This is a genomic window from Bittarella sp. HCP28S3_D9, assembly GCF_052065655.1.
Taxonomy (GTDB): domain Bacteria; phylum Bacillota; class Clostridia; order Oscillospirales; family Ruminococcaceae; genus Bittarella; species Bittarella massiliensis.
Genome location: NZ_JBQHTP010000002.1, coordinates 76,458 through 99,107, shown reverse-complemented (window position 1 = coordinate 99,107; position 22,650 = coordinate 76,458). Strand labels below are relative to the sequence as shown.

The window sequence follows — 22,650 nt, the reverse complement described above, 5'->3', positions numbered from 1 at the left end:
GGGAGCCCTCTCGCTCTGCCCAGGGCCCTTTGCCTGTGAAATGCCGCGCCCGGCCTGTCGCCGCAGAGGGGCCAGCGGCCCCCGCAGAGGCGGTCAGTCCTCCTCGGCGGGGAGGTCGGTGCCCTCGAGGGCAGCTTTGTCCAGCTGGCGCAACAGGGCCTCCCGCTCGGCGCCCTGGGCGGCGCGGAGGATGGCCTGGCGCGCCTGGCCGCTCTCCTGGCAGAGGGCGGCGTACTCCGGCCCGAACTGGCGGGCGAGGCGCTTTTTTACCTCCCTGGCGAGGCCGGGATTTTGCCCCCCGGTGGAGACCGCCAGCTGAAATGCCCCCCGTTTCACCACCGCGGGGAAGATGGCGTCCGACTGCCCCGCATCGTCGCAGAGGCAGCAGAGGATCCCCCGCTCCCGGCAGAGGTCGCCGACGCGGGCGTTGACCTCCCGCCGGTCGGTGCAGGCCACTGCCAGAAAGACCCCCTCCAAGTCGGCGGGGGCGAACGCCCCCTGCCGCCAGGCGACCTTGCCCTCCGCGGCCAGTTCGGCCAGCTGGTCGCAGAGGGCCGGGGCCACCACCCGCAGGTCCGCCCCGGCAGAGAGGAGGGCGTCGCCCTTGCGCCGGGCCACCCGGCCGCCCCCCACCAGCAGCACCGGGCGGTCGGCGAGCTGGATCATCAGCGGGTAATAGGACATGGAAATCTCCTCCTCACAGGTTTAAGCCCGGCCGTCTTCGACGATGAGCTGGGCCATCTCTTCGGCGGTGCAGCGCCCGCTCTCCAGCGCCGGCTCCAGCCCGTGGGCGCGCAGACAGCCGCTGGTCACCGGGCCGATGCTGACGATCTTGGTGCCCGCCAGACAGCGGGCAAAATCGGGGCCGAGGGCGCGCAGGGTGCTCTCCACCGCCGAGGGGCTGGTGAAGGTCAGGTAATCGGCCTCCCCGCCCCGCAGGGCTGTCAGGGCGTCGCCCAGGTCGCGGGCGTCCTCCAATGTCTCGTAGAGGACCACCTGGTCGGTGGGGCAGTGGGTGGGCAGCCATTCCCCCAGCTTTCCCCGCACCGCTTTGGCCCGGGGGTAGAGGACCCGGTCGTCCGGCCCCAGCCGGTCTCCCAGCACCTCCCACAGCCCGGCGGAGGTGTGGCGGGGCGGGGTCAGGTCGACTGCCAACCCCTCCCGGGCCAGGGCGGCGGCGGTGGGGGGGGCCACGGCGCAGAGGCAGTGCCCCGCCAGGGCGCGCAGATCCCTGCCCGAGCGGCGGAGCTCCTCCAGGAAGATGCGCACCGCGTTCTGGCTGGTGAAGATCAGGTAGCTGTACTCCCCCAGCCGGGCAAAGGCCCGCTGCAGGTCCTCCCCCGGACAGGGGCGGATGCGGATGGCGTCCAGCCGCTCCACCCGTGCGCCCGCCTCTTCCAGGGTGGCGGAGAGGTCAAAGCCGTGGGATTTTTGCCGGGTGGTCACCACCGTGCGCCCAAAGAGAGGGCGCTCCTCAAAGCAGTCCAGCACCTCGCCCAGCGAGGCCACCTGCCCCACCACGGTGATGGCCGGCGGGGGCAGCTCGGCCGCCCGTACCGCCGCCGCCAGCTTTCCCAGGGGAGCGCGGACGGTCCGTTGCAAGGGGGTGGTGGCCCGGCTCACCACCGCCGCCGGGGTGTCGGGGGGCAGGCCGTTTTCCAACAGCTTCCGGCAGGTGTTTTCCAGCCGGGAGAGCCCCATCAAAAAGACCAGCGTCCCCTCCTGCCGGGCCGCTGCGGCCCAGTCCACCGGGTCCTCCCCGGTGCGGCTGGCGGCGGTGTAGACGTGAAAGGAGGTGGCGAGCCCCCGGTGGGTGATGGGGATGCCCGCGCAGCAGGGCCCCGCCACCGCCGAGGTCACCCCCGGCACCACCTCAAAGGGGACGCCCGCCCCCTTCAGGTAGAGGGCCTCCTCCCCCCCGCGGCCAAAGACGTAGGGGTCGCCCCCCTTGAGGCGGACCACCCGCTTGCCCTCCTTTGCCTTTTGCGCCAGAAGGGCGTTGAGCGCCTCCTGGGGAAGGGCGTGGTTGCCCGCCTCCTTCCCGGCGTAGATCTGCTCGCAGCCGGCGGGGGTCAGGGCCAGCAGCCGGGGGCTCGCCAGGTGGTCGTAGACCACGCAGTCGCACCGGCGCAGCCGGTCGGCGGCCCGCAGGGTCAAAAGGCCGGGATCCCCCGGCCCTGCCCCGACGATGGAGACAAGCCCGCTCATCGGTCTGTCTCCCGCAAGCGCTGGGCCAGTTGGGCCTTTAGCTGCTCGCCCAGGCGGCAGCCCAGCGCGGCCTCCTCCCCGGCGGGGGCGCTCTCCCGCCCCTCGACCCAGAGGGGGCCGTCCTCGGTCCCCAGCATCCCCAGCAGGGTGGAGCGGCCCCCCTCCACCTGGCAGTAGGCCCCCACCGGCAGGTGACAGCTCCCCCCCGCGGCGGCGAGAAAGGCCCGCTCTGCCGCTGCCTGGCGGGCGGCCAGGGGGTCTTCTAAGGGGGCCAGGGCGGCCTTCACCGCCCGGTCATCGGCGCGAATTTGCAGCCCCAGGGCCCCCTGGCCGCAGGCGGGGATCATCTCGTCGGGGGAGAAGGGGTGGCAGATGCGCCCCGCCCACCCCAGCCGCTTCAGGCCGGAGACCGCCAGGATGGTGCCGTCCAGCCCGTCTCTTTCGATGCGGTCGAGGCGGGTGTCCACGTTGCCGCGGATGGGGCAAATCTCCAAGTCGGGGCGGAGGGCCAGCAGCTGGCAGATGCGCCGCTTGCTGCCGCAGCCGATTTTGGCCCCCTGGGGCAGCTCCTCCAGCGAGGCGATGCCGGGGCGGGCCACCAGGGCGTCCCGCGGGTCCTCCCGGGCGGGGACGCAGGCCAGGTCCAACCCCTCCTCCATGGCGGAGGGCATGTCTTTGAGGCTGTGTACCGCCAAGTCGATTTCGCCGCTGTGCAGGGCGGCGACAATGGCCCGGGTGAAGATGCCCTGGCCGCCGATTTGGTCCAGGGGCAGGTTTTGAATGCGGTCGCCCTTGGTGGTGATGGTCTTGATCTCCACCTCCACCGCCGGGTCCTGGCGGCGAAGGGCGTCTGCCACCCACTGGGTTTGGATGAGGGCCAACCGGCTGGCCCGGGTGCCGATCACGAGTTTCACAGGGGAAGCCTCCTTCTTGTGGGGTTTGTGCGGGGGTGTGCCGGGGGGAAGGGCCGCACTTGAAAGCGGCGCTTTTCTCTATTGTAAGCCCGCCGGCGTGGCAAAGACAAGGGCCAAACGGCCTGTCGCCGCCTGGCCCTTGTGGATCGCGCAAATATGTGTCTGAAAGTGCCCCACGCGGGGGGCGATAGAACGCCGTTTTTGCGCCGAGGGGGAACTTTTTGCTCCCCCCAGCCGGCAGCCCGGCGGCAGGGTCCGCCTGCCGGGAAAGATATCCCTTCTGACCTGGATGGGCGGGGGGAGGGCAGGCGGTTCGTTCTGGACTTTGCCCAAGTGCTGCCCAACACAGCGGGGACTGTTTGATGTTGTGTTCAGCGCGCCCGGGAAAAGCATCCCTTCCCGCCGGTGCCGGGGGGAAGGGACTTGCTCCCCCAGGCCGGGTGCTCCTGCATCTGATGTCCTACTCAGCAGCGGGGCTGCTCTCCGATTTTGCTTGAGCAAAACCGCGAGCGGAGTGAACGGAGGAGAGCTGCCAAACAGCGCAGGCTCAGCGTGCCGGGAAAAGCATCCTTTCCGGCCGGCGCAGAGGGGAAGCGACTTGCTCCCCTCTGCCGGGCGCCCTTGCATCCGACGCCCCACCCAGCAGCGAGGCTGCAAAGCGGTTTTGCCTTTGCAAAACTGCGCACATTGTGCGCAAAGCTTTGCTGCCAAACAGCAATAAAGGCGCGGTGCTCCTTTATTGCTGGGGGCCGGCCACCGGGTGCTCGCCGATGGGGATGACGTTGATTTGGCCCCGCATCTCGCTCTCGGCCCACATGATCCGCTGGGCGACCTTGGCCTCGGGGTTGAGCTCCACCCCGTCGAGGATCATCTCCTTGAACTTCTCGTACCCGGCCATGTCGATCAAGTGGCCGCCGTGCATGTAGACGGGCTTGTAGTCCAGCACCCAGGCGGAGAATTTCTGCCAGTTGCCCAGCACCCCCAGCACCACCTCTTCGGTGGCGAAGTTGATGAAGGTCTTGCCCAGGCGAGGGGTGTGCTTGCCGGTCCGCCCGCCGATGGTGATGCGGAAGAACTTTTTGGGCTGGCGCACCCAGGCCCCGGCCGGGCAGACCACGGCGCACTCGCCGCAGCCCAGGCAGCAGCAGGTGTCCTTGGCGACCTTTTTGTCCTCGGTCAGGCTCAGCACCCCGGTGGCGTGCTTTTTGCAGGCGTCCACGCACTGGCCGCAGCCGATGCAGCGGTCGTAGACGTAGTCCATCTTGGCCTGGCCGATGATGCCGAAGTCGTTGCACTGGCCTTTGCCGCAGTCGTTGGGGCAGCCGGACATCCCGATTTTGATGTGGTAGTGGCTGGGGAAGATGAGGGGCTCGATCTTCTTGGCCAGCTCCTGGGTGTTGTAGTTGGCGAGAATGCAGTGGCGGTTGCCGATGCAGGCCATGATGTTGCGGGCGCCGATAGTGGGGTAGCCGTTCTCCGACTCCTCCATCTCCACCCCGCACATCTCATTTTCCACCTGGGAGATGTAGTCTTTGATATAGGCGTTGACCGCCGGGATGTTTTCGTACTTGACGCCGGGGACGTTCAGGGTGTGGCGCATCCCCACGTGAAAGAGGCCGTTGCCCCAGGTGTTGGCGATGTAGATCACCCGCTCCAGGTGCTTGGCTTCGATCAGGGAGCCGGGCACCCGCAGCTGCAGCATGAATTCGCCGGGCACCTTGGACTGCCGCCAGCAGTTTTTTTGCAGTTGTTTGATGTTGATATCGCAGTTCATCCTCAATGCCTCCCCTTAGTCCAGCAGGTTTTTGGCCACGGTGTACGGGAATACCGGCCCTTCCAGGCAGACGTAGGTCTCGTCGATGCGGCAGTGGCCGCACTTGCCCACCGCGCAGGACATCTTGCGCTCGAACGAGACCCAGATCTTCTCCTCCGGCACCCCGCAGCTGAGCGCCTCCAAAGCGGCAAAGTGCATCATCACCGGGGGCCCGACGATGATCACGGCGTAGTTGCCCCCAAAGGTGTCAAAGGGGATCTCGGGGATGAACTTGGTCACCAGCCCGGTGTTCCAGCCCTCGATCTGGTCGTTGTCCAGGGTGTAGTGGGTGGAAAAGCGCTCTTTCCAGCGGGCGAGGTCGGGCTTAAAGAGGATGCCGGCCTCGTTTTTGAACCCGGCGATCAGGTGGACGCTCTCGGCCATCTCCGGCTCGTCGTAGAGCTTGTTCAGCCAGCTCTTCACCGGCGCCAGCCCGGTGCCGCCGGTCACAAACACCAGGTGTTTGCCCCGCAGCTGTTCCACCGGCCAGCCCTTGCCGTAGGGCCCGCGCAGGAACAGCTCGTCGCCGGGGCGCATGGAGAACAGCTGGTCGGTCACCTTGCCCACGGCGCGGATGGTGAATTCCAGCCAGCCCTCGCCAAAGGAGCTCACCGAGATGGGGCACTCGCCCACCCGGGGGACCGAGAGCTGGAAAAACTGCCCGTGCTCGGGGACAAAGTCGGCCTCGATGCGGAAGGTGTACTCCATCTCAGTCTCGTGGTTGATATGTAAAATGCGGTGTGCTTTGGGCATCACGGGATTTGTCATAGGGTCGTCCTCCTCACTCTATTTCGACGCTTCGGCCGCGATCTCCTCCAGGGCGGCGCTCATCTTGTTGATGATGGCCGGGAAGGAGATGAACTTGGGACACCGGGCGCTGCACCGGCCGCAGCCGACGCACATGTGGTAGTCCCCAAAGCGAGCCTTGTAATCGTGCACCTTGTGGAGGGCCCGGTAGCGGATGCGATCGGCCGGGGTGGTGCGGAACCCGTGCCCGCCGGCCATGGCGTCGAACCCGGGGATCTGGCAGGAGTCCAGCACCCGGCGGCGCTCGCCGGCCTTGGCGTTCTCGCTGTAGATCTTGTCCCGGGTGGTGAAGCAGGTGCAGGTGCTGCAGGCCAGGGTGCAGCTGCCGCAGCTGACACAGCGGTCGTTGTACTCCTGCCACATGGGGTGCTTTTTCAGCTTGGCCAGGGTCTCCTTGTCGGCGATTTCGGGGATCTTGACTTCAAACTGGTTTTTCTCGATGAACTGCAGCTGCCACTCGGCCTCTTCACAGCCAGCGAAATAGGGGGCCAGCTCCTCGTCCTTCACCGACCAGAGGATCCCCTCCTCGGTGCGGCGGACGGCGGCGCTGTACTCCTCGGCCCTGTTGGCGCCCATGGAGCAGCAAAAACAGGTGTCCCAGCCCTCGGTGCACTCCATCAGCACGAAGCGGGTCTTCTCCCGCATCCGCTGGTAGTAGCTGTCGCAGAAGCCGCCGTTGCCCAGGTAGATGCGGTCCTGGTGCTCAAAGGCGTTGATGTCGCAGGGCCGCAGGAAGATGAGGATCTTCTTTTTTGGGGCCCCGCTCTCCCGGTACTCGTCCTCGGTGAAGTAGAAGATGGGCTCGGTCACCGGGGTGAGCACCTCTTTGGCGGAGAAGTCGGACTTTTTGTCCCAGACGATCTCCTCCACCGCGTGGATCTCGTCGTAGCGCACGATGTCGGTGTCCGAGTAGCGCCCCTGCTTGGCAAACCGCTTGGGGGCATAGATTTTGTACTCTGCCGCCAGCCGGTCGAAGAGGGCGTCGGTCTCTCGGTCGTTTAAGCTGTATCCCATTGCTGTACCGCCTTTCCTGTGAACCGCCCGGCGCACCGGAAGGGACCGGTGCGCCGGGCGCTGCTCGAGGTTTTCTATGGATTTTAGTATAGCATATTCGGGACAGGCCGACCACCATTCGCCCCGGCCCACTCCATTGAAAAAAAGAATGGTTAGCCGAGCAAGGGCTGATGATTTGACAAAAGGCAAAGAAAATCCCCCTCTTTTTCCCCGATATTTGAGAAAAAGAGAGGGATGGGGCGAAATTCAGCAGTCGCTGTCCTTCCTTGCCAGCAAGAAGGGGTGGCGCTCCCCCGCCCCCCAGAGCACCTCTTCGCTCCGGAGCACCGAGAAGCCCATCTCCTCCAGCAGTTCCCGGTAGGTGGCGGCGGCGTAGTTGCTCCAGTACATGGTGGTGCCGAAGAAGTCGGGCTCGGTGTAGGAGGGCTCGTCCTCCCGGGCGGCGGAGAAGAGGAAGTAGCCGCCCGGGGCCAGCAGTTCCTTCACCTTGCGCAGAAAGGCGGGGTGGAGGTCCCGCCGGGTGTGAAAGAGGGTGTAAAAGCAGGTGATCGCCGCAAAGGGCCCCTCGATGTCCAGCTCCAGAAAGTCGCCGCAGAGGAGCCGGGCCTCCGGCACCTGCCTGCGGGCGATGGCCAGTTGGGCGGGGGAGAGGTCGACCCCCACCACCTCCCGGCAGCACTGGCAGAGGGCGCGGGTCACCGGCACCCCGCCCCCGCAGCCGATGTCCAGGGCCCGGCTCTCGGGGGCCAGAAGGGGCAGCAGCCAGTCCAGCGCCGGCTCCCGGTCCCCGCTGCGGGCGGCGCAGTAGTCGGCGGCACAGTTGTCATAGCCCTGGCGCACCAGGGCCAGGTAGTCGGTCTGTCGGTCGTCCACAGGGGTGACGGGCATCTCGGTTTCCTCCTTAAAATAGGTCGGGATGGGTGTCAAAAGAAGAGCTTGCTCTCCCCCTTGCCCCGCCGGCCGATGGCGGCGGCGCAGCGGGCGGATTCCCGCAAGATCTCCTCCACGTCGAAGGCGAGGCGGCCGTCCTCCTTGACAAAGCGGCCGCCAACCAGGGTGTGGCGGATGGCCCGCGCCGGGTCGGCGCTGTAGAGGATGGCGGCCAGGGGGTCGTAGAGGGGGGCGGTGGCGGGGTCGTCCAGCGACCAGACGTTCAGGTCGGCGGCCCAGCCCTCCTCCAAGCGGCCGCTGTGAAAGCCCAGGGCCTGGTGCCCGGCGAAGAGGAGCCGCCAGATGTCTTTCAGGGCGAAGTCCTCGGCCTGGTCCCGCCACTTGCCCAGCAGGGCGAAGAGCCGGGCCTGCTCCAGCGGATTGACGGTGGCCGAACTGGCCGCGCCGTCGGTGCCGGTGGCCAGGCGGAGGTTTTTCCAGTGCCGCCAGAGCCCGCCCTCGCCCATCCCCAATTTGAGGTAGGTCTTGGGGCAGGCGGCGACAAAGGTGTCCTCCCCCAGCAGGGGGAGGTCCCCCTCCTCGATGTAGAGGGCGTGGGCGACGATACAGGGCAGGGTGAAGCCCCCGCAGTCGGCCACCACCGCAAAGGGGGTGCGGCCGTACTTCTCCCGGCTCTCGGCCACCTGGGCGGCGGTCTCGGAGACGTGCAGGTGGATGCCCACCCCCCGGGCCCGGGCCCGCTCGACGAGGGCGGTGAGCACCTCCGGGGTGCACATGTAGGGGGAGTGGGGGCCGAAGCGCACCTGCACCAGGGGGTCGCCGGCACAGGCGTCCATCAGGTCCTCGGTGGCCTGTATCTCGGCGGCGGCGTCCCCCCCAAAGCCGAAGGCGGTGTAGGCGATGTCCGCCCGCAGCCCGCACTCCCGGGCGGCCTGGGCGATCATCGCCCCGCCGAAGTAGTGGTCGGCAAAGGCGGTGACCCCGTTCTGGGCCATCTCGGCGATGGCCAGCTTGGAGCCCCAGTAGATGTCCTCGTCGGTGATCTTGGACTCGTAGGGCCAGAGTTCCCGGTTGAACCAGTCGTCGATGTTCACGTCCTCGGCGATCCCCTTGAAGATGTTCATGGGGGTGTGGGCGTGGAGATTGCAGAGCCCGGGGGTCAAAAACTGCCCGGTGCAGTCGATCACCCGGGCCCCTTCGGCCGGCAGGTGGGGGCCGATGCGGGCGATGAGCCCCCCCTCCACCAGCAAGTCGGTGTGGGGGGAGAGGCGCCCTTGTTCGTCGATGAGGGTGGCGTTTTGAAAGAGGGTGGACATGGCGGGTCCTTCCTTTCTGGTGGGGCCGCGGCGGCGGTCAGTTGAATCCGTTTTCGGAGATGGAGGAGAAGAGCCGCCCCACCGCCTGGCGCAGCAGGGGCCAGCGGCGGAGAGTGGCGTCCTCTTCCAACAGTTGGCGGGCCACGGCCGAGGTCTCGGCCAGGGTGGTGCGGTCGGTGAGCAGGTCGGCGATCTTGAGCTGGGGCAGGCCGTGCTGGGCCGCCCCGAAAAAGTCGCCGGGGCCCCGCATCTCCAGATCTAGGTTGGCCAGGGCGAAGCCGTCGGAGCTCTCGCACATGGCCTGCAGCCGCTTGCGGGCCCCCTCCCCCCCGCTCTTGGAGAGGAGGATGCAGTAGCTCTGGCAGTCCGAGCGCCCCACCCGTCCCCGCAGCTGGTGCAGGGCCGAGAGGCCGAACCGGTCGGCGTTGTGGATCATCATCAGGTTGGCGTTGGGCACGTCCACCCCCACCTCCACCACCGTGGTGGAGCAGAGGGTGTCCAGCTCCCCGGCCGAGAAGGCGGCCATCACCGCCTCCTTCTCCCGGGCCTTCATCTTCCCGTGCAGCAGGCCGATGCGGCGGTGGGGGAGGTAGGCGGCCATCTGGTCGCGCACCGCGCTCACGCTCTCCAGCTCGCTCTCCCCCTCCTCGATGAGGGGGCAGACCACGTAGACCTGGTGGCCGGCGGCGATCTGCTTCTCGGCGAAGTTCAGGGCCCGCTGGTAGCGGCCGTAGCCCACGGCAAAGGTCTCGATCTCCCGCCGCCCGGCGGGCTTTTCGTCCAGCACCGAGATGTCCAGGTCGCCGTAGATGATCAGCGCCAGGGTGCGGGGGATGGGGGTGGCGCTCATCACCAGCACGTGGGGGGCGCGGCCCTTGTCCCCCAGGGCGCCCCGCTGGTTGACCCCAAAGCGGTGCTGCTCGTCGGTGATGACCAGCCCCAGCTCGGCAAAGGAGACCGCATCCCCCAGCAGGGCGTGGGTGCCCACCACCAAGTCGGTGCTGCCGTCTTGCAGCCCGGCCAGCACCGCCCGCTTCTCGGCGGCCTTCATCGACCCGGTGAGGAGGGCGACGGTCAGCCCCAGGGGGCGAAGCAGCCCCGCCAGGGTGCGGTGGTGCTGGGCGGCGAGGATCTCGGTGGGGGCCATCAGGGCGCTCTGCACCCCGGCCTGGGCGGCCCGGTAGACGGCGGCGGCGGCCACCACCGTCTTGCCCGAGCCCACGTCCCCCTGCAGCAGCCGGTTCATGGGCACCGCCCCCGCCATGTCCCCCCCGATCTCGCCGATGCAGCGCAGCTGCGCCCCGGTGAGGGAGTAGGGGAGGGCCTGCAAAAAGGGCCCCAGGTCGGCGGCGGGGATCTGCAAGTCGGTGTGCTCCCGCCCCTTTTTTTTGAGGCTGCCCAGCCCCAACTGCAACACCAGCAGCTCCTCGAAAATCAATCGGCGGCGGGCGGTCTGGGCGGCCTGGGCGGTCTCGGGGCGGTGGATGTTCTTCACCGCGTACCCCGCCCGGCAGAGCTGGTATTCGGCCTGCACCGGGGCGGGCAGGGGGTCGGGGATCTCCTCCCCGTAGGCCGCGAGGGCGTTTTCCACCGCCGTGGCCACCGCCTTGGAGGTCAGCCCCTTGGTCAGGGGGTAGACCGGCAGCAGGTCCCGCCGCTCCCCCTCGGGCAAAAAGAGGGGGGAATTGACCTCCCGCTGGGTCAGGGTGCCGCCGAATTTGCCGTAGAAGAGGTAGTCCTGCCCCTCCTTGAGGGACTCGTAGGGGAAGCGGTTTTGCCAGAAGACGACGGCGAAGTCCTGGGTGAAGTCGGTGGCCAGCAGCTTGTAGAGGGTCTTGCCCCCGCCCAGCCGGGCGGGGGGGAGTTTGCGCACCACCCGCCCCAGCACCGCGCAGGGGGCGTCAAAGGGCGCCTGGGAGAGGGGGAGCGTCTGCTGCAGGTCGATGTAGGCCCGGGGGTAAAACTGCAGCAGGGCGCCCACCGAGTCGATGCCCAGCTTGGAAAACAGCTCGGCCCGCTTTGGCCCCACCCCTTTGACGTACTGTATGTCGATGGAAAACAGGTCCCGCTGTCCGTCCACGGCGCTTCCTCCTCTCGCGGGAAAAATAAAAGGGCGGCAGGGGCGGCGGCCGGCTGCAACCGGCCGCGCCGCCACTGCCGCGCCAAGGGCCGAACAGCTCTCTATTCGGCCGAAATGATGTAGTAATAGACCGGCTGGCCGCCGTAGACCACCGCCATCTCCACCCCTTCGGGGAGGCGGGCGCGCACAGCGTTTTCGATCTGCTCGCTCTCGGCGGTGGGGACGTCCTGCCCGGTGATGAGGGTGATGAAGGAGGTGTCCTTCCGGATGAGCTGGCGCACCAGCTTGACCACCGCCTTCTGCAGCTCGCTCTCGGTGAAGGAGAGCTTGCCGTTTAGCATGGCCAGCATCTGCCCCTCTTTGATTTTATGGCCGTCGTATTCGGAGTTGCGGGCGGCATAGGTGATCTGCCCGGTGCCCACGTGGTCGATGGCCTTGGTCATGTTCACCGAGTTCTCCCGCACCGAGGCGGAGGGGTCAAAACTCAGCATGGCCGAGAGCCCCTGGGGGATGGTGCGGGTCTGCAGCACCACCACCCGGCGGTCGGCCAGGGCCAGGGTCTGCTCGGCGGACATGATGATGTTTTTGTTGTTGGGCAGCACGAAGACCGTTTTGGCCGGCACCGAGTGGATGGCCTTGAGGATGTCCTCGGTGGAGGGGTTCATGGTCTGCCCCCCGCTGACCACCGCGTTGACCCCCAGGTCCAAAAAGAGGGTCTTGATGCCGCTGCCGGCGGCTACTGCCACAAAGCCGTACTCGCAGTCCGGGTCCACCGGCTGGTAGTCAAAGCGCTCCTCGTCCTCGTCGGAGACGAAGGTGGGGGGGATTTCCTCCTCGGGGTTGGCCCCCTCGGCCAGCCGGGCCTTGTACTGCTCGAGCATGTTCTCGATTTTCAGGTTGGTCAGGTAGCCCCACTTGACCGCCTCACTCAAAGCGGCGCCCGGGTCCCCGGTGTGCACATGCACCTTGATGATGTCCTCGTCGTCCACAAAGACCACGCTGTTGCCCATGGCCTCCAAAAAGGCCCGCAGCTTCAGGGGGTCCTGCCGGTCCTCGCCCCGGTTGATGATGAACTCGGTGCAGTAGAGCTCGGTCATGGACATGTCGAACTCGCCGGCTACCTCTTTGGTGCCGGCGGCCTTCTTGGCCTTTTCGGCGGGGCGGTTTTCGCCCTCCACCACCGGGCCGCCCTGCAGCACCTGCAGCATCCCCTGGAAGATGACCAGCAGCCCGCGGCCGCCGGCGTCCACCACCCCGGCCTTTTTCAGCACCGGCAGCAGTTCGGGGGTCTCGGCCAGGGTCTCCTCGGCCACCTGGCAGACCAGCGCCCACAGATCGGCGGCGCTCTCGGCGTGGGGGGCGTACTCCACCGCCCGCTCGGCCGACACCCGGGCCACCGTGAGGATGGTGCCCTCGGTGGGCTTCATCACTGCCTTGTAGGCCCCGGCCACCCCCTCTTGCAGGGCGCGGGCCAGGTCGGCGGGGGAGGCGGTCTCCAGCCCCTTGAGTCCCTTGGAAAAGCCGCGGAAGATCAGGGACAGAATGACCCCCGAATTGCCCCGCGCCCCCCGCAGCAGGGCCGAGGCGGCGGTCTTGGCGGCCTCGGCCACGGTGCAGCTGTCCGGCAGCACGGCCAGCTCTTTGGCCCCGTTGCCGATGGTCATGGACATGTTGGTGCCGGTGTCCCCGTCGGGCACCGGGAAGACGTTTAACTCATCCACCGCCAACCGCTGGTTTTGAATGTTGTTGGCGCCGGAGATGATGCTGTCGCGCAGCAGTTGTCCTGTTATCATCCAAATACTCCCCTTTATTCGGCCGCCATGTCGTCAACAAAGACGTTGATCTTTGCCACCTGCAGACCCACGGCCTGGGAGACGGCGTACCGGACTTTGTTCATGATGCTTTTCACAATGGCGGAAACGTTGATTCCGTAGAGGACCTTGATGTGAATGTCCACGACCAGCTTGTTGCCGATCGCCTTGATCTTGACCCCCTGCGCGGGAGTGGAGCGGCCGGACACCCGGCGCAACATCCCCTGCATCGGGGTCGAGGCGGAGATCCCCACCACGCCGTAGCAGCTGGAGACCACGTTGCCGATGAGACCGGCAAAGTATTCGGTGGTGATCGTTGTCGTGCCCAGGTGGTTTTCTAATTTCAACAAACCAAGTCACTCCCTTTTCCATTCGTCTGGCGGGGCGGGGGAGCGCTGCCCCCGCGCCCGCCTGAAAGCAATCAAAACAGGCACCTCTCGCCCGGCGCCCAGCGGGGCCGGGGGAGAAATGCGGAAAAATGGTACCTCTATTATAGAGAATAAACGCCGTTTTGTAAACTGGGGGGCGGCCGGGGTGTCCACCCCCCTTTCAGTTTATGCCAAAATGGGGCCCCTTATCGCCCGGGGCGGCACAAAAAGACAGCCAGCGCCCGCGAGCGGCGCTGGCTGACAGCGGGGCGTCGGACTGCCCCACCCGACTTGGAGTCCCCGATTCAGCGGGGCTCTACAATGAGCTTGATACCGGTCTTTTCCTCCCCGTCAATGGCGATGGTGGTAAAGGCGGGAATGCAGATCAGGTTGACCCCCGACGGCGCCATATAGCCCCGGGCAACGGCCACCGCCTTGAGGGCCTGGTTGATCGCGCCGGCGCCCACCGCCTGGAGTTCAGCCGCGCCGCTTTCTTTGACCACTGCTGCGATTGCGCCCGCCACAGAGTTGGGCGCGGACTTGGACGACACCTTTAACACTTCCATGTAACACCCTCCTTACAAGGTGAACTCCTGATAAAGAGAGTGTAACACATTGACTATATTTTTACAATAGCAAAGGAAATATACGGTTGTTATACACAAAAAGAGGCGATATTTTTCGCTCTTTTGCCCTCCAGCTCCAGGGCGACCCCGCAGAGGGTGCAGGGGCCGGAGGCGATCTCGAACCGGTTTGGCAGGTGGGTGAGGAACCGCTCCAGAATGATTTCCTTTTTCACCCCCAGCACCGAGTCGGCGGGCCCGGTCATCCCCGCGTCGGTGATGTAGGCGGTGCCGCCGGGCAGGATCTGGGCGTCGGCGGTCTGCACGTGGGTGTGGGTGCCCAGCACGGCGGCCACCCGCCCGTCCAGGTAAAACCCCATGGCCCGCTTCTCGCTGGTGGCCTCGGCGTGAAAGTCCACCACCACCGTCTCGCAGGGCGGGTCTTTGAGAAATTCGTCCATCGTCTCAAAGGGGCTGGGGAGGCCGTCCATAAAGACCGTCCCCATCAGGGAGACCACGCAGACCTGCCCGCGGATGCTGTCAAAGAGGTACCACCCGCAGCCCGGCGCCCGGGTGTAGTTGAGGGGGCGCACCACGTGGGGCATCTCCTCGAGGAGGGAGAGGGCCTCCCTCTTTTTAAAGAGGTGGTTGCCGGTGGTGATCACGTCGGCCCCGGCCTGCAGGAGCATCTGGGCGCTGTCGTAGCCAAGGCCGTTCCCCTCGGCCGAGTTCTCCCCGTTGCAGATGCACAGCTGCGCCCCATACTGCCGCCGCAGGTCGGGCAGCACCCGCTGCAGGTGGCGGCAGCCCGCCGGACCCACCACGTCCCCGATGAAGAGGATGTTCACATCTCCTCGCTCCCTTCTCAAAAGCCCGCCGCCCCATCTCCGGGCGGCCGATCCTGTCTGGTATTATAGCACAAAAGCGGCGAAAAAAGCGCCCCGCGCCGGAGAAATCCCGGCGCGGGGCGCTCTGTGTACAGAGAAATGGGCGCGGCCTTATTTGGCGAAGTCGATGGCCCGGCTCTCGCGGATGATGTGCACCTTGATTTGGCCGGGGTAGTCCAGGTCGGACTCGATCTTTTTGACGATGTCGTGGGCCAGCACGGTCATCTCGTCGTCCTTGATGACCTCCGGCTTGACCATGATCCGCACTTCGCGGCCGGCCTGGATGGCAAAGGACTTCTCGACCCCGTCGAAGGAGTTGGTCAGCTCTTCCAGCCGCTGCAGCCGCTTGATGTAGTTCTCCACGTTCTCCCGGCGAGCGCCCGGGCGGGCGGCGCTGATGGCGTCGGCCGCCTTGACGATGCAGGCGAGAACGGTCTGGGCCTCCACGTCGCCGTGGTGGGCCTCGATGGCGTGAACGATCTGGGGGTTTTCCCGGTAGCGCTTGGCCACGTCCACCCCGATCTTGATGTGGGAGCCCTCGACCTCGTGGTCCAGGGCCTTGCCGATGTCGTGCAGCAGCCCGGCCCGCTTGGCCATGTCCACGTCCACTCCCAGTTCACCGGCCAGAAGGCCCGAGAGCTGGGCGACCTCCATCGAGTGGTTGAGGACGTTTTGGCCGTAGCTGGTGCGGTAGCGCAGCCGGCCCAGCAGCTTGACCAGCTCGGGGTTGATGCCGTGGATACCCAGTTCCATCACGGCGCGGTGCCCCTCCTGCTTGATGGTGTTCTCCACCTCGTTTTTGGCCTTGTTCACCATCTCCTCGATGCGGGAGGGGTGGATCCGCCCGTCCTGGATCAGCCGCTCCAGGGCCACCCGCGCCACCTCCCGGCGCACCGGGTCAAAGCTCGAGAGGGTGATGGCCTCGGGGGTGTCGTCGATGATCAGGTCGACCCCGGTCAGGGTCTCCAGCGCGCGGATGTTGCGGCCCTCGCGGCCGATGATCCGCCCCTTCATCTCGTCGTTGGGCAGGGGCACCACCGAGACGGTGGCCTCCGAGGCGTGGTCGGCGGCGCAGCGGGCGATGGAGAGGCCCAGCAGGTTGCGGGTCATCTCGTCCTGCTCCTCTTTCAGGCGGGCCTCGTAGGCGCTGATCTTCAGGGCCTTCTCGTGGGTCAGTTCCTCGTCCAGCTTTTCCAGCAGCTGGGCCTTGGCCTGCTCGGCGGTCAGGCCGGAAATCTTCTCCAGGGTCTCAAACTGGCTGGCCTTGATGGCCTCGGCCTCGGCCAGGCGGTCCTCGGCGTCCTTGAGCTTCTTTTCCAGCCGGTCGCTCTTCTGCTCCACCCCGGCGATCTTTTTGTCCAGGGACTCCTCTTTTTGAATGACCCGCTTCTCCTGGCGGGAGATGTCCGCCCGGCGGTCTTTCAGCTCCCGGTCGGTTTCGGTTTTCAGTTTGAGGATTTCGTCTTTGGCTTCCAGCAGGCTCTCTTTCTTGCGGGCCTGCGCCTCTTTCACGGCGTCATTTACAATTCTGGTCGCTTCGGTCTCGGCTGCGCCGATTTTGGATTCGGCCACTTTCTTGCGATAGGCAAAGCCGCCGGCAAAGGCGACGACTGCCAAAATCACCGCTGAAACGGCGATGATTGCAATGGTTACAGGCGTAAATGGCATGGAGAAAATCCCTCCTTTTCTTTGAATTTTTTGCTTTTCAGCATGTATTTTTTAGCAGTTAGAACAAAAAGGACACTGTTCTTATTTTATATTAGGAACAAGTTGCTGTCAAGGCGCAAAGACGGGCGCAGGGGGCGGAAGTCCCGCCCAATAGGCGTGCTTTTTTCGCCGAAAAACGGCCTGCCAGGCGGGCAGATGGCGATTGACAGGGGGGAGAAGCTGTGCTAGTATGAAAACAGAAAAAGCGTAGATGAGGACATGCGCGCCCGCCTTCCCCCAAAAGAGAGCGCCGCCGTCGGCTGAAAGCGGCGCGGGGTGGGGGCGGGGCCGCGTACCACCTCGGAGTGCAGCCAATCCCTGCCGGCCCAGGGCCGTTATCCCCTGGCACGAGTGGCGCCCCTTGCCGGGCGCAATTTGGGTGGAACCGTGGAGTTTGCGAGAGTGTGACTTCACCCCTTGGAAGATGCGAGGGGTGAAGTTTTTTTTATTGCGCCGCGGCCGACGGGCCGGGCGCAGGGCGCGGCCTTCCCGCCGCCAGCCCCTCTGGGCCCCGCCGCGCAGACGCGGCAACTTGTGCACACAGCGCCTTTTTGGGCGCACAGTGAGGAGGAGACAACAATGATCGATGTCAAACTGAAAGACGGCTCGTCTCTGCAGGTGGAGCAGGGCTCTACCGTGGCAGAGGTGGCCAAGCAGATTTCCATGGGCCTTTACCGCAATGCGGTGGGCGGCCTGGTGGACGGCGAGGTGGCCGACCTGCGCCAGCCGCTGGAGAAGGACTGTTCCCTGGAGATCTTGACCTTTGAGGACGCGGCGGGCAAGCGGGTTTTCTGGCACACCGCCTCCCACGTCCTGGCCCAGGCGGTGCAGCACCTCTTCCCCGGGGTGAAATTCGCCATCGGCCCGGCCATCGACGGCGGCTTCTACTACGATTTCGACGTGGAGAAGCCCTTCACCACCGAGGACCTGGAGAAGATCGAGGCCGAGATGAAGAAGATCGCCAAAGAGGCCCTGCCCCTGGAGCGCTTCGAGCTGGACCCTGCCGAGGCCAAGGAGCTGATGGCCGACCAGCCCTACAAGCTGGAGCTGATCGAGGAGCACGCCGGCAAGGGGGAGAAGATCTCCTTCTTTAAACAGGGGGACTTCACCGACCTCTGCGCCGGGCCTCACCTGCTGGACACCTCCAAGGTCAAAGCCGTCAAGCTCACCAGCGCCACCGGCGCCTACTGGCGGGGCGATTCGGACAAGGCCATGCTCTGCCGCGTCTACGGCACCGCCTTCCCCAAGGCCAGCTTGCTGGAAGAGCACCTGGCCCTGCTGGAAGAGGCCAAAAAGCGGGACCACCGCAAGCTGGGCAAGGAGCTGGAGCTCTTCACCCTGCTGGACGAGGGCCCGGGCTTCCCCTTCTTCCTGCCCAAGGGGATGGTGCTCAAAAACACCCTCATCGACTACTGGCGGGAGATCCACCACAAGGCCGGCTACCAGGAGATCAGCACCCCCATCATCCTCAGCCGCACCCTGTGGGAGCGCAGCGGCCACTGGGGCCACTACAAGGACAACATGTACACCACCGTCATCGACGAGCAGGACTTCGCCATCAAGCCGATGAACTGCCCCGGCGGGATGCTGGTCTACAAGACCCAGCCCCACTCCTACCGCGACCTGCCCATGCGGGTGGGCGAGCTGGGTCTGGTGCACCGGCACGAGCTCTCCGGCGCCCTTCACGGGCTGATGCGGGTGCGCTGCTTCACCCAGGACGACGCCCACATCTTCATGACCTCCGAGCAGATCAAGGACGAGATCAAAGGGGTCATCCGCCTCATCGACGAGGTGTACAGCCTCTTCGGCTTCCCCTATAAGATCGAGCTCTCCACCATGCCCGAGGACCACATGGGCAGCGACGAGGACTGGGAGCGCGCCACCAACGGCCTGAAGGAGGCCATGGAGGAGCTGGGCCGGGAGTACACCATCAACGAGGGCGACGGCGCCTTCTACGGGCCCAAGCTGGACTTCCACCTGGTGGACGCCATCGGCCGCACCTGGCAGTGCGGCACCATTCAGCTGGACATGCAGATGCCCGAGCGCTTTGAGCTGGAGTACACCGGCGAGGACGGCCAGAAGCACCGCCCCGTGATGATCCACCGAGTGGTCTTTGGCAGCATCGAGCGGTTCATCGGCATCCTCATCGAGCACTTTGCCGGCGCCTTCCCCACCTGGCTGGCCCCGGTGCAGGTGAAGATCGTCCCCATCAGCGAGAAGTTCCACGACTACGCCCAGCAGTTGCAGCAGCAGCTGGACAGCCAGGGCATCCGGGTCGAGGGGGACTACCGCGCCGAGAAGATGGGCTACAAGATCCGCGAGGCCCAGTTGCAGAAGATCCCCTACATGCTGGTGGTGGGCGAGAAGGAGCAGTCCGAGGGCAACGTCTCGGTCCGCTCCCGCAGCGAGGGCGACCTGGGCGCCATGTCGCTGGAGGCCTTCACCGACATGGTGCGGGCGAAGATCGCCACCAAAGAGCGCGACTGACCGAACCTGCCCTGTATAAAATGTGAGAAAACGCCTGCATGAGCGATGAGAGAGCGGCGGCCACTTGTGGCCGCCGCTCTCTTTTTGCGCCCCGACGGCCCGGCAAAAAATCGGTATATTTTTTGCGCGACAGGGCAGGATAGTGGGGAGCGCGGCCGGTGGGGGGAGAGATGACTCCCTCAAAGCGGCGCAGAAGGCGCGAGGGGCCGACCGGCCGCCACGCAGATTTCCGGAAATTTGGCAAAAAAGTGTTGACTTTGCAGGGGGCAGGTGCTATTATAAATAAGCGCTTTACGAGCGCATTTTTCAGAATATGAACCACTAGCTCAGTTGGCAGAGCATTTGACTTTTAATCAAAGGGTCCGGGGTTCGAATCCCCGGTGGTTCACCAGAAAAGGTCTGCATTGATTAATGCAGACCTTTTTTATAGTGCAAAAAGCAGTTACCGGAGAACGATAATCCCCCGGTAACTACTACAATCAAAGACACTATTACAATTATTTCAATCCGCATATTAATAATATGACAATTAATTATACTTTAACTAAGAAAACAAAGTCAAGGATTAATATAAAAATCGAAAGCTCTAAAAGTAGGGAGAAAGCAAGTAGAAGGGTAAAAACAGAATCAGAATAAAATTCAATTGTAATAGAGTAAATAGTATGCTATACTGACTTAAGAAGACGAGAAAAACGGTCCACAGTCTGACACACTATGGGCCGCCTTAGAGCAGTTGGCACCGTCAGACACGGCAAACCAAACTTGCGTTCTTAGTTTACCGCACAAAATACGGCGATGTCAAGGAGCCCGGGGGAGAAAGGAGGGCGGGAAATCTCTGTCTTCAAATAAACTATAAGAAGGAAGGCATCGCCCATGTATGCAGACAAGCTGCATATGAACCTGGGGCATGAGAATTCTCACCGGCCCCAAGACATTGAATCCCTCCACATTGTCGGCAGCGGTTGGGATGGCTACTACCCGGTGGAGTACGTCTGCAATTTCTTACTGCGGCAGCCGGAGTCCATTCAGTTGGATTTCTACCCCTTTGAGGACCTGCAGCCCGCCATCGAGCCCTACGGCAGGCGGTATGTGGTCTCCTCCCCCGACCCACAGGTGGGGGACATGCTTTTTTACCTGGCAAAATCATAGGCAGAAATGGCTCGGGTATCTCCGGGCCATTTCTTTCCCCCAAAATTGTCGGATTTCGTCGAATATTCAAATGTCAAAAGATGTCGCGAATTGGTTGATTTGTCCAATCAAAAAGCGTATTATTTAAACAAATATAGTGAAAAGGTGGTGGCGCAGTGTATATTGCCCACAAAACTGGGGACGAGAGGGAGCAGCCCCTCAAAGCGCACCTTTCTGCGGTGGCTGAGAGCTGCCGCACGGTGGGTCTCGGCGTTGGTCTCCCCATCACCTTCTACCTAGTGGGTTTGCTCCACGACATGGGGAAGTACAGCCGGGAGTTTCAGGACTATATCAGCAAAGCCCTCCCCGCCCTGCGGGGCACCGTCAACCACAGCGCCGCCGGCGGCAGGTGGGTGGAGCAATGCAACCCCATGACCGGGGTGGACGGGCTGCTGTCCGAATTGATGGTGGCCGCCATCTGCGGCCACCACAGCGGTCTCCCCGACTGCCTGGATTTAAATGGGGATTTGCCGCTGCGCAACCGGCTCACCCCCCGCAAGCCCCCGGACTGGGACGAGGTGTTTGCCCGCTTTTTCTCCGACTGCTTGGAAAAGGGCGAGTGGGATCGCCTCTTTGCACAGGCCAGGGGGGAGTGGCAGCTGCACAAAAAAGTGCTGGTGGACATCGCCAAAAAGGCGGGCGCTTCGGCCAACGCGCTCTACGCCTTTTTGCTCGGGATGACGCAGCGCTTTCTGGAGAGCGCCCTTGTCGATGCCGACCGCTACGACGCCTATCTCTTTGAAGCGGGCCTATCCCCCTCCCCGGAAGTGGATGTTGCCCCCCTGTGGGAGCAAATGGCCGACAACCTGGAAAAGCAGATGCAGGATTTTGCCCGGATGCCCGACAGAAATGCCATCGAGATTGCGCGGGGGGAGATTGCGGACGCCTGTCTGGCCTTTGCCCAGCGGGTCCCGGGCATCTATCAGCTCTATGTCCCCACTGGCGGGGGGAAGACCCTCAGCTCGGTGCGCTACGCCCTGGCCTGCGCCCGCCGCTGGAAGATGCGGCGGATATTCTACATCGCCCCCTACAAGTCCATCCTCACCCAAAACGCCGGCGTACTGGACAAAACACTGAAGGCGGGAGACGCCCTGCTGGAACACCACGGCGATGCGGTGGTGCCGGAGGGCGAAGAGGGGGGTGAGGACGACGGCCGCGCGCGCCACCAACTCCTCACCGAGCGCTGGAACGCGCCGATGATCCTCACCTCGGCTGTCCAGTTCCTCAACACCCTCTTCAGCGGGAAATCCGCCTCGGTCCGCCGGTTTCACCAGCTGGCCGGTTCGGTCATCCTCCTCGACGAGGTGCAGTCCATCCCCATCAAATGCCTCCACCTCCTCAACGGCGCTCTGGATTATCTGGCGGGGGTCTGCGGCTGTTCGGTGGTCCTCTGCACCGCCACCCAGCCCAATCTGGACGACCGGGAGATCCCCCTTCTCCTCGGCCCCAACGCCCAGATGGTGGAGGGGGTGGAGGAGATTTTCGAGAAATTCCGCCGGGTCGACGTCATCGACGAAACCCGACAGGAACACACCGCCGACACCTTTGCCCAGCGGCTGGAGCAGCAGCTGGAAGAGGCCGACAGCATCTTGGCGGTGGTCAACACCAAGGCGGCGGCGCAGGCGCTCTACGAAGCGCTGTGCCGGCGGCGCGAGGAGGGGGAGGGGCGGAGCGACTACCTGTTGAGCAACTGGCTCTGTTCCCAACACCGACAGGACAAGCTGGATGTGCTGTGCGAGCAGTTGTCGGCAAATGAAGGGCCTGGTCTCCACCAAAAAATCATCTGCGTCAGCACCCAGCTCATCGAGGCGGGGGTGGACATCTCCTTTGACTGCGTCTTTCGCTCTCTGGCGGGCCTTGACAGCATTGCCCAGGCGGCGGGCCGCTGCAACCGCCACGGCAAGGGCGGGCGCGGCAAGGTCTTTATCGTCAAATACGGGGCGGAGAGACTGGGCCCCCTGCCGGACATCCGGCGCGCACAGGAGGCCTGTATCCCGATCCTCGAGCAGGTGGCGAGAAAGATCGCCAGGGGAGAGGCGGACGGGGGGACCTACCTGGCGCCCGCCACCATCCACGCCTACTATCGGGAGTACTATACCCGGCAGGGCGGGCAGCTCAACTACCCGGTCTCCGCCAAAAAGAGCGACTGTCTCCTCGATGTGGAACTCTTTGATCTGCTCTCCGCCAACCGGGCAGGGGAGGAAGTTTGGAAGGACAGGCGCGAGGGCGAGGGCATCACCGTCCCCGCCCACCACGCCTACCATACAGCGGGCCGCCTCTTTGAGGCCATCGAGGACCGGGGCGGTATCGACGTGCTGGTGCCCTATGGCAAGGGAAAGGAACTGATCGACTGGTTTGCAAACTGTCCCGATATCCGGCAGTTGCCCGCCAAGTTGAGGGAAGCCCAGCGCTACCTGGTGCACATCTCCGACTACGAAAAGAACCTGTTGACGGAGAAACAGGCCCTGGAGTACCGGCCCGAGGCCGGCGTCTGGACGCTAGATGAGCGCTTTTACGACAGCGAGTTGGGCCTGCAAAAAGAGCCCGGCGAGCTCTCTTTACTGAATTTTTAAACAAAACTACACAGAAAGGCGGG

17 protein-coding genes and 1 tRNA gene are annotated in these 22,650 nt (G+C 64.6%); 4 read left to right on the top strand and 14 right to left on the bottom strand.

The window, feature by feature from the left end; genetic code table 11:
• Positions 1–93: 93 nt before the first annotated feature.
• From ACTNAU_RS01865 to rny, 14 genes are all read right to left on the bottom strand, one after another.
• Complete coding sequence (locus ACTNAU_RS01865; protein ID WP_441097372.1) at positions 94–684, bottom strand: precorrin-2 dehydrogenase/sirohydrochlorin ferrochelatase family protein; 591 nt, start codon at positions 682–684, stop codon at positions 94–96.
• A 21-nt stretch (positions 685–705) separates the two neighbouring features.
• The gene (gene cobA, locus ACTNAU_RS01860; protein ID WP_441097371.1) at positions 706–2,208 is read right to left on the bottom strand and encodes a uroporphyrinogen-III C-methyltransferase; all 1,503 of its coding nucleotides are present in this window, start codon (positions 2,206–2,208) and stop codon (positions 706–708) included.
• A complete protein-coding gene (gene hemC / locus ACTNAU_RS01855) occupies positions 2,205–3,122 on the bottom strand; it encodes a hydroxymethylbilane synthase (RefSeq protein WP_441097370.1) in 918 nt (305 codons plus the stop codon). Before hemC ends, cobA begins: the two co-directional genes overlap by 4 nt.
• Positions 3,123–3,858: 736 nt before the next feature.
• On the bottom strand, positions 3,859–4,896 hold the full coding sequence (gene asrC, locus ACTNAU_RS01850; protein ID WP_441097369.1) for a sulfite reductase subunit C: 1,038 nt from the start codon (positions 4,894–4,896) through the stop codon (positions 3,859–3,861).
• Positions 4,897–4,911: 15 nt separating this feature from the next.
• Positions 4,912–5,703 (bottom strand): anaerobic sulfite reductase subunit AsrB, encoded by a 792-nt coding sequence (gene asrB, locus ACTNAU_RS01845; RefSeq protein WP_185916290.1) that lies wholly within the window; start codon positions 5,701–5,703, stop codon positions 4,912–4,914.
• Between the two features lie 18 nt (positions 5,704–5,721).
• Positions 5,722–6,756 (bottom strand): anaerobic sulfite reductase subunit AsrA, encoded by a 1,035-nt coding sequence (gene asrA, locus ACTNAU_RS01840; protein ID WP_441097368.1) that lies wholly within the window; start codon positions 6,754–6,756, stop codon positions 5,722–5,724.
• Between the two features lie 246 nt (positions 6,757–7,002).
• Positions 7,003–7,644, bottom strand: a complete 642-nt coding sequence (locus tag ACTNAU_RS01835) for a class I SAM-dependent DNA methyltransferase (protein WP_441097367.1) — start codon at positions 7,642–7,644, stop codon at positions 7,003–7,005.
• Positions 7,645–7,679: 35 nt separating this feature from the next.
• A complete protein-coding gene (locus tag ACTNAU_RS01830) occupies positions 7,680–8,963 on the bottom strand; it encodes an amidohydrolase family protein (RefSeq protein WP_441097366.1) in 1,284 nt (427 codons plus the stop codon).
• Between the two features lie 37 nt (positions 8,964–9,000).
• Positions 9,001–11,043: an ATP-dependent DNA helicase RecG gene (gene recG / locus ACTNAU_RS01825; RefSeq protein ID WP_441097365.1), complete on the bottom strand. Its 2,043-nt coding sequence runs from the start codon at positions 11,041–11,043 to the stop codon at positions 9,001–9,003.
• 101 nt (positions 11,044–11,144) lie between these two features.
• Positions 11,145–12,836 carry a DAK2 domain-containing protein gene (locus ACTNAU_RS01820; protein WP_256135104.1) on the bottom strand — a complete coding sequence of 564 codons (1,692 nt, stop codon included), beginning with the start codon at positions 12,834–12,836 and terminating at the stop codon, positions 11,145–11,147.
• Positions 12,837–12,850: 14 nt separating this feature from the next.
• Positions 12,851–13,204: an Asp23/Gls24 family envelope stress response protein gene (locus ACTNAU_RS01815; RefSeq protein ID WP_441097364.1), complete on the bottom strand. Its 354-nt coding sequence runs from the start codon at positions 13,202–13,204 to the stop codon at positions 12,851–12,853.
• Positions 13,205–13,527: 323 nt separating this feature from the next.
• Positions 13,528–13,788, bottom strand: coding sequence for a stage V sporulation protein S (locus ACTNAU_RS01810; protein WP_021661334.1), 261 nt, complete (start codon positions 13,786–13,788; stop codon positions 13,528–13,530).
• An 89-nt stretch (positions 13,789–13,877) separates the two neighbouring features.
• The gene (locus tag ACTNAU_RS01805; protein ID WP_441097363.1) at positions 13,878–14,654 is read right to left on the bottom strand and encodes a TIGR00282 family metallophosphoesterase; all 777 of its coding nucleotides are present in this window, start codon (positions 14,652–14,654) and stop codon (positions 13,878–13,880) included.
• 129 nt (positions 14,655–14,783) lie between these two features.
• Positions 14,784–16,340 (bottom strand): ribonuclease Y, encoded by a 1,557-nt coding sequence (rny, locus tag ACTNAU_RS01800; protein WP_256135102.1) that lies wholly within the window; start codon positions 16,338–16,340, stop codon positions 14,784–14,786.
• 618 nt (positions 16,341–16,958) lie between these two features.
• On the opposite strand from rny, the gene thrS reads away from it, so the two are divergent.
• From thrS to cas3, 4 genes are all read left to right on the top strand, one after another.
• Positions 16,959–18,866 (top strand): threonine--tRNA ligase, encoded by a 1,908-nt coding sequence (gene thrS / locus ACTNAU_RS01795; protein WP_441097362.1) that lies wholly within the window; start codon positions 16,959–16,961, stop codon positions 18,864–18,866.
• Between the two features lie 315 nt (positions 18,867–19,181).
• A tRNA-Lys gene (locus tag ACTNAU_RS01790) sits at positions 19,182–19,257 on the top strand.
• A gap of 482 nt (positions 19,258–19,739) precedes the next feature.
• A complete protein-coding gene (locus tag ACTNAU_RS01785; RefSeq protein WP_441097361.1) occupies positions 19,740–20,015 on the top strand; it encodes a hypothetical protein in 276 nt (91 codons plus the stop codon).
• A 155-nt stretch (positions 20,016–20,170) separates the two neighbouring features.
• Entirely contained in the window at positions 20,171–22,627 is a 2,457-nt protein-coding gene (gene cas3, locus ACTNAU_RS01780) for a CRISPR-associated helicase Cas3' (protein WP_441097360.1), read from the top strand.
• The last annotated feature ends 23 nt before the right edge of the window (positions 22,628–22,650 follow it).

Bases quoted from the DNA above. Each gene is read 5' to 3' on its own strand.
- ACTNAU_RS01865 (WP_441097372.1), bottom strand. From the start codon at position 684: ATGTCCTATTACCCGCTGATGATCCAGCTCGCCGACCGCCCGGTGCTG.
- cobA (WP_441097371.1), bottom strand. From the start codon at position 2,208: ATGAGCGGGCTTGTCTCCATCGTCGGGGCAGGGCCGGGGGATCCCGGC.
- asrC (WP_441097369.1), bottom strand. From the start codon at position 4,896: ATGAACTGCGATATCAACATCAAACAACTGCAAAAAAACTGCTGGCGG.
- asrB (WP_185916290.1), bottom strand. From the start codon at position 5,703: ATGACAAATCCCGTGATGCCCAAAGCACACCGCATTTTACATATCAAC.
- asrA (WP_441097368.1), bottom strand. From the start codon at position 6,756: ATGGGATACAGCTTAAACGACCGAGAGACCGACGCCCTCTTCGACCGG.
- ACTNAU_RS01835 (WP_441097367.1), bottom strand. From the start codon at position 7,644: ATGCCCGTCACCCCTGTGGACGACCGACAGACCGACTACCTGGCCCTG.
- ACTNAU_RS01830 (WP_441097366.1), bottom strand. From the start codon at position 8,963: ATGTCCACCCTCTTTCAAAACGCCACCCTCATCGACGAACAAGGGCGC.
- ACTNAU_RS01820 (WP_256135104.1), bottom strand. From the start codon at position 12,836: ATGATAACAGGACAACTGCTGCGCGACAGCATCATCTCCGGCGCCAAC.
- ACTNAU_RS01810 (WP_021661334.1), bottom strand. From the start codon at position 13,788: ATGGAAGTGTTAAAGGTGTCGTCCAAGTCCGCGCCCAACTCTGTGGCG.
- rny (WP_256135102.1), bottom strand. From the start codon at position 16,340: ATGCCATTTACGCCTGTAACCATTGCAATCATCGCCGTTTCAGCGGTG.
- thrS (WP_441097362.1), top strand. From the start codon at position 16,959: ATGATCGATGTCAAACTGAAAGACGGCTCGTCTCTGCAGGTGGAGCAG.
- ACTNAU_RS01785 (WP_441097361.1), top strand. From the start codon at position 19,740: ATGTATGCAGACAAGCTGCATATGAACCTGGGGCATGAGAATTCTCAC.